The organism is Intrasporangium sp. (assembly GCF_036566125.1).
Classification (GTDB): domain Bacteria; phylum Actinomycetota; class Actinomycetes; order Actinomycetales; family Dermatophilaceae; genus Intrasporangium.
In genome coordinates, this window is sequence record NZ_DATCWX010000006.1 from 1 (window position 1) to 10,701 (window position 10,701).

General features: G+C 69.8%; 9 protein-coding genes and 1 pseudogene. 3 read left to right on the forward strand and 7 right to left on the reverse strand.

Going from position 1 to position 10,701, the window contains the following annotated elements:
• The 3 genes from VIR15_RS00500 to VIR15_RS00510 form a co-directional block, all read left to right on the forward strand.
• Positions 1-669: LysR substrate-binding domain-containing protein (locus tag VIR15_RS00500; RefSeq protein WP_331925507.1), on the forward strand; the 669-nt coding region annotated here is incomplete at its 5' end.
• The gene (locus VIR15_RS00505) at positions 662-1,783 is read left to right on the forward strand and encodes a GuaB3 family IMP dehydrogenase-related protein (RefSeq protein ID WP_331925508.1); all 1,122 of its coding nucleotides are present in this window, start codon (positions 662-664) and stop codon (positions 1,781-1,783) included. The genes VIR15_RS00500 and VIR15_RS00505, both read left to right, overlap by 8 nt.
• 113 nt (positions 1,784-1,896) lie before the next feature.
• On the forward strand, positions 1,897-3,609 hold the full coding sequence (locus VIR15_RS00510; RefSeq protein WP_331925509.1) for a GMC oxidoreductase: 1,713 nt from the start codon (positions 1,897-1,899) through the stop codon (positions 3,607-3,609).
• A 42-nt stretch (positions 3,610-3,651) separates the two neighbouring features.
• Here VIR15_RS00510 and mnhG read toward each other — a convergent pair whose 3' ends face one another.
• The 7 genes and pseudogenes from mnhG to VIR15_RS00545 all read right to left on the reverse strand — a co-directional run.
• On the reverse strand, positions 3,652-4,032 hold the full coding sequence (gene mnhG, locus VIR15_RS00515; protein ID WP_331925510.1) for a monovalent cation/H(+) antiporter subunit G: 381 nt from the start codon (positions 4,030-4,032) through the stop codon (positions 3,652-3,654).
• On the reverse strand, positions 4,029-4,322 hold the full coding sequence (locus VIR15_RS00520; protein WP_331925511.1) for an MrpF/PhaF family protein: 294 nt from the start codon (positions 4,320-4,322) through the stop codon (positions 4,029-4,031). The genes mnhG and VIR15_RS00520 overlap by 4 nt, the downstream gene beginning before the upstream one ends.
• The gene (locus VIR15_RS00525; protein ID WP_331925512.1) at positions 4,319-4,909 is read right to left on the reverse strand and encodes a Na+/H+ antiporter subunit E; all 591 of its coding nucleotides are present in this window, start codon (positions 4,907-4,909) and stop codon (positions 4,319-4,321) included. Before VIR15_RS00525 ends, VIR15_RS00520 begins: the two co-directional genes overlap by 4 nt.
• Positions 4,906-6,603 (reverse strand): Na+/H+ antiporter subunit D, encoded by a 1,698-nt coding sequence (locus VIR15_RS00530; RefSeq protein ID WP_331925513.1) that lies wholly within the window; start codon positions 6,601-6,603, stop codon positions 4,906-4,908. The genes VIR15_RS00525 and VIR15_RS00530 overlap by 4 nt, the downstream gene beginning before the upstream one ends.
• Positions 6,600-7,064 (reverse strand): Na(+)/H(+) antiporter subunit C, encoded by a 465-nt coding sequence (locus VIR15_RS00535; RefSeq protein WP_331925514.1) that lies wholly within the window; start codon positions 7,062-7,064, stop codon positions 6,600-6,602. Before VIR15_RS00535 ends, VIR15_RS00530 begins: the two co-directional genes overlap by 4 nt.
• The gene (locus VIR15_RS00540) at positions 7,061-9,988 is read right to left on the reverse strand and encodes a Na+/H+ antiporter subunit A (protein WP_331925515.1); all 2,928 of its coding nucleotides are present in this window, start codon (positions 9,986-9,988) and stop codon (positions 7,061-7,063) included. Before VIR15_RS00540 ends, VIR15_RS00535 begins: the two co-directional genes overlap by 4 nt.
• A 122-nt stretch (positions 9,989-10,110) precedes the next feature.
• Positions 10,111-10,701, reverse strand: a pseudogene (locus VIR15_RS00545) (hypothetical protein); the annotation flags it as partial.

Consider the following 10,701-nt stretch of genomic DNA (forward strand, 5'->3'; position numbering starts at 1 on the left):
GCCGCCGAGCGAGCCGCGGCCGACGCCGCCGCGGCCACCGGCCAGCTCCGGGGGCAGCTGACCATCGGCCTCATCCCCACCGTCACCGCCGTCGACGTCCCCGCCGCGCTGCGAGAGTTCCACCGGGCCCACCCGGCGGTCCGCATCGCACTGCGAGGCGGTGGGAGCGACGAACTCGTTGCCACCATCGATGCAGGGGAGGTCGACATCGCGGTCCTCGGTCTCCCGGAGACTGCCCCGCCGCAACGCGTCCGGACCCGGGAGCTGGTGCGTGACCGGCTCGTCGCCGTCCTCAGCGGGCACCATCGCCTCTCCGGACGGGACACTCTCGACCTGAGTGACCTGGCCGAGGAGTCCTTCGCGGACTTCCCGGCCGGGACCCCCGGACGAGCCCAGAGCGATCTCGCCTTCGCAGCTGCGGGGCTCCGGCGCGAGGTCGCCTTCGAGGCGATGGACACGGGTCTCATGCTCGGCCTCGTGAGGCAGGACCTCGCCATCGCGCTGCTCGCTCCGGCGCTCGTCCCCTCGAGTCCCGATCTCACCGCGATCCGGGTCACCAACGGACCGACCCGCATCGAGTACCTCGCGTGGAGCAACTTCAATCCGAGCCGCGCGACCCTCGCCTTCCTCGAGGCTCTCGAACCGCAGCTAGGATCGGGCGGTGACTGAGATCGAGATCGGCCGAGGCAAGCGCGGACGGCGGGCCTACTCCTTCGACGACATCGCCGTGGTGCCGTCCCGGCGCACCCGCGATCCCGAGGAGGTGTCGGTCTCGTGGCAGATCGACGCGTACCACTTCGACATCCCGGTCATGGCCGCGCCGATGGACTCGGTCGTCTCGCCCGAGTCCGCGATCGCCCTCGGCAAGCTCGGCGCGCTGCCCGTCCTCGATCTCGAGGGCCTGTGGACTCGCTACGAGGACCCCACCGCGCAGCTCGCCGAGATCGCCGGGCTCGACCCGGTCCACGCGACCTCGCGGATGCAGGAGATCTACGCCGAGTCGATCAAGCCGGAGCTCATCACCGAGCGGCTGCACCAGCTGCGCGAGGCGGGCGTCACGGTGGCCGGTGCCCTGTCGCCGCAGCGCACCCAGCAGCACTGGAAGACCGTCGTCGACGCGGGGGTGGACCTCTTCGTCATCCGCGGCACGACGGTGTCCGCCGAGCACGTGTCCGGGCGGGCCGAGCCGCTCAACCTCAAGCGGTTCATCTACGAGCTCGACGTGCCAGTCATCGTCGGCGGGGCCGCCTCCTACACTGCGGCGCTGCACCTGATGCGCACGGGAGCGGCTGGTGTACTCGTCGGTTTCGGCGGGGGAGCGGCGCACACGACGCGCAAGACGCTCGGCATCCATGCCCCGATGGCCTCGGCCGTGGCCGATGTCGCCGCAGCCCGGCGCGACTACCTCGACGAGTCCGGCGGCCGGTACGTTCACGTCATCGCCGACGGAGGCGTCGGCACGTCGGGTGACATCGTCAAGGCCGTTGCCTGTGGGGCCGACGCCGTCATGCTCGGTGCCGCACTGGCCCGCGCCACGGATGCGCCTGGTCGTGGGTACCACTGGGGCCCCGAGGCGCACCATTCGGAGCTGCCGCGCGGCGTGCGCATGGAGCTCGGCATGCAGGCCTCGATCGAGGAGATCCTCTTCGGGCCGGGGCGACAGGCCGACGGCACGACGAACCTCGTCGGCGCCCTGCGGCGCGCCATGGCCACGACCGGCTACAGCGATGTCAAGGAGTTCCAGCGCGTCGAGGTCGTCGTCTCGCCCTACCTCGGGCAGTAGGCCGTTCCTCTGCCGTATGCCGCTGGGCTCGCTCCCGCTCGTCCGCACGGTTGGGCTGTGGGTTTCGTTACTCGGCGGTAGCCCCGGCGCATCGGGGCGTCTAGGCTGCGATTATGACGCAGCTGTACGACCACGACGTCGTGGTCATCGGGTCAGGCTTCGGTGGGTCGGTGGCGGCGCTCCGGTTGGCCGAGAAGGGTTACCGCGTCCATGTCTACGAGGCCGGCCGCCGCTTCGCGGACGAGGACTTCGCGGACACGAGCTGGAACCTGCGTCGCTATCTCTGGGCACCACGGCTCGGCTGCTACGGCGTGCAGCGGATCCACCGGCTGCCGGAATGTCTCATCCTCGGCGGGGCCGGTGTCGGCGGCGGCTCGCTCAACTACGCCAACACCCTCTACGTGCCGCCGGAGCCGTTCTTCCGCGACCCGCAATGGTCGGACATCACGGACTGGCAGTCCGAGCTGGCGCCGCACTACGCGACGGCGCAGCGCATGCTCGGTGTCGTCGAGAACCCGTGCTGGGGGCCGGTCGAGCAGGTCATGAAGGACACGGCGAACGATCTCGGTGTCGGGGAGTCGTTCCGCAAGACCCCTGTCGCCGTCTACTTCGGCGAGCCCGGCGAGCGGGTGCCCGACCCGTTCTTCGGCGGTGAGGGGCCGGACCGCGTCGGCTGCACCGAGTGTGGGAACTGCATGGTCGGCTGCAAGGTCGGCGCCAAGAACACGCTCGTCAAGAACTACCTGGCCCTGGCCGAGCGACGTGGCGTGACGATCGAGCCGCTGCGCACGGTGACCGAGGTGCGCCCGCTCGACCCCTCTCGGCCAGTGGGCGGCTTCGCCGTGACGACTGAGCGCACCGGTGGGTGGACCAAGCGCGGCAAGGACCGCCGAACGGTGACCGCCGACCAGGTCGTCATCGCTGCGGGTGCCTGGGGGACCGCGCAGCTGCTGCACGCCATGCGAGAGAGCCACCTGCCGCGGCTGTCGGACAGGCTCGGCGACCTCACCCGGACGAACTCCGAGGCACTGGCGGGGGCGACCACGGCCCGGGTGCCGCGAGGGATGGACTTGTCGAAGGGGGTCGCGATCACCTCGAGCTTCCACGTGAACGAGACCACTCACGTCGAGAACGTCCGCTACGGCAAGGGCTCCAACGCCATGGGCCTGCTCGCGATTCTGCAGGTCGACGGCGGCGGTCGGGTGCCCCGGTGGGCGAAGTTCCTGGGCCAGACGGTGGCCCAGCCGGCCGTCTTCCTCAGGTCTCTGTCGAAACGCCGGTGGAGCGAGCGCACCATCATCGCGCTCGTCATGCAGACGACGGACAACTCCATCAACGTCCGACGCCGACGTGGCCTCTTGGGCGCGCGTCTGACGTCGACCCAGGGCTACGGTGCGCCCAACCCGACCTACATCCCTGAGGGCAACGCCGCGGTGCGCGCTCTGGCCGGCCGGCTCGGGCGGACCACCGGCGAGCGGGTCTTCCCCGGATCCAGCATCGGCGAGATCCTCGACATCCCGATGACCGCCCACTTCCTCGGGGGTGCGGTGATCTCCGGCTCGCCCGACCGCGGCGTCATCGATCCCTACCACCGTGTCTGGAACTACCCGGGCCTGCACGTCGTGGACGGCGCAGCCATCTCGGCGAACCTCGGTGTGAACCCCAGCCTGACGATCACCGCGCAGGCCGAGCGCGCCATGTCGTTGTGGCCGGTCCGCGGACGGCAGGACGAGCGTCCGGCCCAGGGCGAGCCCTACGCACGCCTCCGCAACACACCCGGATATCGAGTGCTGCCCTCATCTGCAGCAGGCCCCAGCGGTCGATAAGCGGGTGTGTTGCTGGGAGGTTCGCGGGGGTTGGGTCTCGCTTCACGACGCAGGCGGTGGTGGCGGGGGGGCTGATTCGCTCCGCTCGAGGGCCTCAGACAGCTCGTCGACGTCCAGGTTGCGGCGGTCGACGCGGCCATTGCGGTAGGCCGTTCGTCCGACGAGATGGGCGGACACGGGGGAGGTGAAGAACTGAGCGGCAGCGGCGATGAGCAGGGTCGTGGCGGCGGCCCAGGAGCGCAAGGTCAGGGCCAGGCCGACAAGGACGAGGACGAGGCCCAGGCTCTGGGGCTTGGTGACAGCGTGCAGCCGGGAGAGCGTGTCGGGGAAGCGGACCAGCCCGACCGCTCCGGCCAGGCAGAGCGCCGCGCCGAGGAGGAGGCAGACGCCACCCGCGATGTCGAGGACGGAGGACCAGCTCACGAGGCGACCCCATCCGGGTCGGACGGCTGGTCGTCGGAGTCCCGCGAGAGCAGCCGGGTCACCGCGACGCCGCCGACGAAGTTGACCATGGCGAGGATCATGATCAAAGGCAGGTTGGTTGCGTGGTGGTTCCAGACCGACTCGAGGGCGACCCCGGCGATGAAGATGACGAGGAGCACGTCGATCGCGAGGATGCGGTCCAGCGCGCTGGGCCCTCGGTAGAGACGGTAGAGGCAGAGTGCGGCCGCCAGCCCGAGCATCAGGGTCGCAGCGGCGGTGACGATGGTCATCGGCCCTCCTTCTTGAGCCGTTCGACGGTGCCGATCTCCTCGGGTGAGCCGAACACCCCTACGACGCGTTCCTCGATCTCGAGCACGTGGTCGTGGAAGTGCCTGATCGCCTCCGGGCCCCACACGTCGAGCAGGTGGAGGTAGATGATCGAGCTGGATCGCCGGGCCTCGATGACGGTGGAGCCGGGGACGAGGCCGACGAGCTCCGACGTCAAGGTGAGGTAGAAGTCGGAGTGGGTCCGGAGCTGGACCTCGATGACGGAGTTTCGGGGAGGGCTCGGGCGGAAGGAGAGCATGGCCACCTGGACGGACGCCACGACGAGGTCCCGGAGGAAGTACGCGAGCAGGAGGAGCAGGCGGTGGATCCGCAACCGTCCCCCGAACTCGATGGATGGCAGCGGGAACGCGAGCGTGACCACGAGTCCGACGACGAGGCCGGACAGGATGTTGCCCCAGGTGATGCGGTCCCAGAGGAAGCACCAGGCCAGCGCGACGACGAGGATGGCGCGGGGCTGGAAGGAGCGTCGCCGGCGCTTCGGGGTCTCGTCAGCGGTGGTGTCCTCGAGGGGCTCGTGCCGCGCGTTCATCGCCGGAGCACCTCCTCGGGCAGGACGCTGTTGATGTAGGGGTCCCGCTGCATGAGGTCGCCAGCGGCACGCTGGGTGTAGGCGAAGAGCGGCCCGGCGACGAGCGTGATCACGATGCCGACCGCAGTCATCGCTGCCGTCGCCCACAGCATCGCCTTGGGCAGGGGGCGCCCGACCTGCGCGGTGGCGGTCTTGTGGCGCCGCGGCGGGTCGGTGTAGAAGTCCCGGGGCCCGGTCGCGAGGGCTTCCCCCTCGGAGTCGGTCCGTGCTGCGGCTCCCTGCCCGACCGGGACCGGTGCCATCTCGAACTCCTCGGAGCCGGCCGTGCCGTCCAGCTCCTCATCTCCGGCGGCCTGTTTGGGGGCGCTGCGCCAGAACGCCTGGCTCCAGACCTTGGTCAGCGCGTAGAGCGTGAGCAGGCTGGTCACGATGCCGGCCACCACGAGGACCCAGGCCATCGGGGTGCCCAGCTCGAGCCCGGCATGGAGCAGGCCGATCTTCGAGAGGAAACCAGACAGCGGGGGAATGCCGGACAGGTTCATGGCCGAGGTGAAGAAGAGGATGGCGAGCACCGGTGAGGCAGCCGCGAGGCCGCCGAGCCGGTCGAGCGACGTCGTCCCACCGAGCCGCTCGACGAGTCCGGTGATGAGGAAGAGCGCGGTCTGGATGGTGATGTGGTGGGCGACGTAGAAGATCGCGCCCGCCGTGCCGTGCTCACTCGCGAGGGCGATCCCGAAGATCATGTACCCGATGTGGCTGACCAGGGTGAAGGACAGCATTCGCTTGAGGCCCGTCTGGGAGACCGCGCCCAGGATGCCGACGATCATGGTCAGCAGCGCCGCCCACATGAGCAGGCCGGTGAGGGGGGACTCGGGGAACAGCAGCGTCTGCGTGCGGATGATCGCGTACACACCGACCTTCGTGAGCAACCCGGCGAAGACAGCAGTCACCGGTGCGGGAGCGGTGGGGTAGCTGTCGGGGAGCCACGAGGACATCGGGAAGACCGCTGCCTTGATCCCGAAGGTCGTGAGCAGGGCCAGCTGGACGACGAGCGCCGCATTGGCCGGAAGTCCCTCGATGCGCACGGCCAGCTGTGCGAGGTTGACGGTTCCCGTCGCGGCATAGGCCGATGCGATGGCAATGAGGAACAGGGACGAGCTGACCAGGCTGACAACGACGTAGGTCGTGCCCGCGTGGATGCGTGGACCCGTGCCACCGAGGGTCAGCAGGACGTAGGACGAGAAGAGCAGGATCTCGAAGCCGACGAAGAGATTGAACAGGTCGCCCGCGAGGAACGCGTTGGACACGCCTGCCATGAGCACGAGATAGGTGGGGTGGAAGATCGACATCGGGGTGTCCTCTTCCTCCTCGTCGTCCGCCTGCCCCTGTCCGATGGCGAACACGAGGACGACCAGCGAGACGATGGCGGACACGAGCAGCATGAGCGCGCTGAGCCGGTCCGCGACGAGGGCGATGCCGAGTGGCTCGGGCCAGGCGCCGAGCCAGAGGACCTGGGGACCGTGTGCGTCCGTCTGCTGGACGAGGACGGCTGCGACGGCGACGACGGTTGTGAGGACTCCGACACTGATGGTGCGCTGCAACACCGGTGAGCGCCGGAACGCGAGCGTGAGGGCCGCCCCGAGCAGGGGCAGCAGCACAGCCATCGGCACGAGATTTGGCACGAGTGATCTCATGAGGAGCTGTCCTCGGCGCTCTCGTCGGATGACGTGGTCGGGGTGACGTTGGGGTCGTAGGTCGACGACGTCTCATTCGCGGAGGCGAGGTCGAGGATGCGCGCATCCTCGGCATCGTCGGGCACGTCGTCCGTCCCAGACACCTGCCAGAGCCGGTAGGCCAACGCGAGCAGGAAGCCCATCGTCGCGAGGGAGATGACGATCGCCGTCAGCACCATGGCCTGGGGCAACGGGTCGCTCATCTCACCGGGTTCGGTGTCGCCGACGAATGGCGGACGCCCGGCCTCGCCTGCGATGACCATGTAGAGGATCGACACGCCGTTGCCGACGAGGAGCAGGCCGAGCAGGATCCGGACCAGGCTCCGGTCGAGCACCAGCACGGTCCCGGCCGCGATGAGCACGCCCACGACGACGATGAGGGTGAGGTTGGGGTGGACGGTGGCCTCGATGAGGGTGGTCACGACGCGGGCCCCTCGGATCCAGCTGGCGCAGCCGCCTCCGCCGCTGTGGGCTCACCGGCAGGGGCGGCGTCGAAGGCGGCAGCGGCGCCCGGGTCGGACGTCGCCTCGGCGATGTGGCGGTCGATCCCGGTGCCCAGGCTTCGGACGATGTCCAGCATCATCCCCACGACGATGAGGTAGACGCCGGCGTCGAAGAAGAGGGACGTGACCAGGTGCACCTCGCCCCAGATCGGCAGCTCGAAGTCCAGGGCGGTCGTCTGGAGGATCGTCCCGCCGAACGCGAGCGGGGCCAACGCTGAGGTGACCACGACGAGCAGGCCGAGTCCGACGAGCAGGCCGGCGTCGAAGGGGGCCGCTTCATCGAGCTCGTACCGTCCGCCTGCGAGATACCGGATCACGAGGGCGAGACCCGCCACCAGTCCACCCGCGAAACCGCCTCCCGGTTGGTTGTGGCCGGCGAAGAGCAGGAACAGCGACGCGGCGAGCATCACGTGGAAGACGAGCCGGGTGACGACCTCGAAGATGACCGACCGGCGCTCGGGCCGCAGCGTGCGCCCGCCGTGCAGCCAGGTGCCCCTGTTCGGCTCCGTCGGAGGAAGGTTCTTGGCCGTGGCGCGGGACAGGCGGGCGTTCCTCGTTCGGACGAAGATGAGACTGGCGATGCCGGTGGCGGCGACGACGAGCACCGAGACCTCGCCCATCGTGTCCCATGCACGGATGTCGACGAGGGCGACGTTGACGATGTTGCGGCCGTGGCCGAAGGCATAGGCCTCGACCGGGAACCCTTCGGATGCGGGCACCTGGGTCCGGGCGCTCGTCGTCACCAGGCCCATGGCAGCGACCCCGAGACCAACGGCGAGACCGAGCACGAGGCGCCAGGAGCGGACGGGCGACTGGGGGTGGCGGGTGAACTTCGTCGGCAGTCGGCGCAGCACGAGCACGAACACGACGAGGGCGACGGTCTCGACGAGCATCTGCGTGATGCCGAGGTCTGGGGCCCCCGCGAGGACGAAGGTCATCGCCGCGCCATAGCCAGTGACGCCGACGAGCATGATGCTCGTGACCCGCCTGCGCGAGAACAGCACGAGGATTGCGGCCGCGACGACGATCGCACCGACGACCGCTTGCGCGGCGGAGTCCCAGATGCGGACCGGACCGATCGTGCCCCGAAGCACCGCAGCACCCCCGGGCAGTGCGACGAACACCACGAGGATCGCCATGACGTAGAGCGGCAGCGAGCCGCGTTGCGTCACCGCGGTCGCCTCGACGGCGCCGCGGTCCACCCCCCGCAGGACGCGCCCGAAGATGCGCTCACCGTCGACGAGGTCCGGGACCCCGGCCTGGAGGCGTGCGACCCGTTCGCGGTCGATGAACAGCAGGGCGCCGGCGACGACCGACACGGCGGACAGCACGAGCGGGAGCGTCAGCCCATGCCAGAGCGCGAGCGGCTCGGGCGCGTCACCAGTGGTGAACAGGTCGGCATACGGCATGAGGAACGTGGACTCGATCGGCGCCGTCAGGCCGACGAGCAATGAGCCCACCCCGAGCACCAGCGGCGCCGCGACGAAGCCCGGATGCGGCATCGTCAGCCGGGTGGGCGGGACGCCGGGCTTGCTGGCGAAGGCTCCCCACATGAAGCGCGCCGTGTACGCCACGGTGAGGACGGACCCGAGGACGACACCGGCCAGTGAGAGCCAGCCATACGGCTGGGGGAGTGGCCGTGCTTCCTCGATCCCGTTCACGAGGGCACCGAGCGCGCTCTCCTTCGCGACGAAGCCGGCGAGAGGGGTCACTCCGGCCATCGACAGCGCTGCCAGGGTGGCCGGGATGCTCACGGGCAGGAGCCGGCGGCCGAGTCCCGAGAGGCGGCGCAGGTCTCTGGTGCCGGTCGACTTGTCGATGATCCCCACGGTGAGGAACAGCGTCGACTTGAAGAGGGCGTGTCCCACGATGAGAGCGAGCGCGGCCAGGCCTGCGGCACGGGTGCCGACCCCGCTGATGGAGACCATGAACCCCAGCTGGCTCACGGTGCCATAGGCCAGCAGCAGCTTGAGGTCATGCTGACGCAGCGCCCGCCACCCTCCGAGGAGCATCGTGCCGAGGCCGAGGCCAACCGTGAGGGCATACCAGGCCGGGGCCCCCGCGAAGGCCGGGGCGAGGAGCGCGACGAGGTAGACGCCGGCCTTGACCATCGCGGCTGCGTGGAGGTACGCGCTCACCGGTGTCGGCGCCGCCATGGCACCGGGAAGCCAGAAGTGGAACGGGATCAGCGCCGACTTGGACAGTGCCCCGACGAGCAGCAGCACGATGGCGGCGGCGGTGACGCCGTCGAGCGGGGGCGGCGACTCGATGAAGCCGCTGATCGAGTAGGTGTGCTGGACGCCGATGGCGATGATCCCGATGAGCATCGCGAGACCGCCGAAGGTCGTCACGAGCAGCGCCTGCATGGCGGCACGCCGGTTGGTCGAGCTCGCCGGATTGTGCCCGATGAGCAGGTAGGAGAAGACCGTGGTCAGCTCCCAGAAGACGTAGAGCACGAGCAGGTTGTCGGTCAGGACGAGACCGAGCATCGCACCCGCGAAGGCGATGAACACCGAGCTGAAGCGCCACAGCGCCCGGTCGTCGCGACCGAAGTACCAGGTGCAGTAGAGCAGGACGAGGGCGCCCACCCCGGTCACGAGCAGGCCGACAACCCACGACAGGGTCGTGACCCGGAAGTCGAGGTCGACGCCCAGGCCGGGGACCCAGGAGATGTGCTGCGTCGGGCCCTGCCCGGCTCGCACGTCCGTCGAGACGCTGACCAGCCAGCCGAACGCCGTCGCCGGCACCAGCGCGAGGACGAGGAAGGCCTTCCGGGAGAGGAGGCGGACGAGTAGCGGGGCGACGACGGCTGCCACCAGATGCAGGAGCAGCAGTTGCGCCACGGGTCTCCTCGAAACGTCGGTTGGGAAGAGTCCGGCTCGGCTGCGCCGGAGTGACGATTCTACGGGGAGGTTTTTGGCCGAACCGACGACGGTCCGTGCGGCCGACGCGACGGCGAGACTGCTCAGAAGGTCGTAAAGGTTCCCCGGGCGATGAAGAAGCCGTGCTCGCTGAGGGGGTCGACGCAGGTCACACCCCACTCCTCGCTGAGGCACGTCACGTCGACGCCCGGCAAGCGGGCGATGCGGCCGTAGGCCAGCTTCCTGGCCTCCGGATCCCGGATCGAGTCGGTGTTGCAGACTGGGGTCACCTCTCCGGCCACGAGCTCCAGCCGCCCGACGTCGCCGGCCTGGCCACCCGCGCAGATCCCGTCGACAGGCGGCTCGATGCGGCCCTCCTCCACCTCGCAGGCGGCGAACTCGGGGCCGAGCCGGCAGTGGATGTTGCCGCTCGGGCTGCGGAAGGCGGCGATCTCGATGGACTTGCCGGCGTCCTCGAAGTACTCCTGCGCCTGCTCGTATGAGAACACCGCGTTCTTCAGGTGCCCGGCGCGCAACGTGGCCGGTGCGGTGGGCTGCTCCTGGCTTGTCGTGGGTGTCGCCTCCTCGGGCGTGCGCTGGGAGGCGGGGTCCGCGGGCGGGTCCACCCAGACGGTGACCGTCGCGGCGGGGAGCGGCTCGGCCGCGCCGCAGGCGGAGAGCCCCAGCGTGAGGGC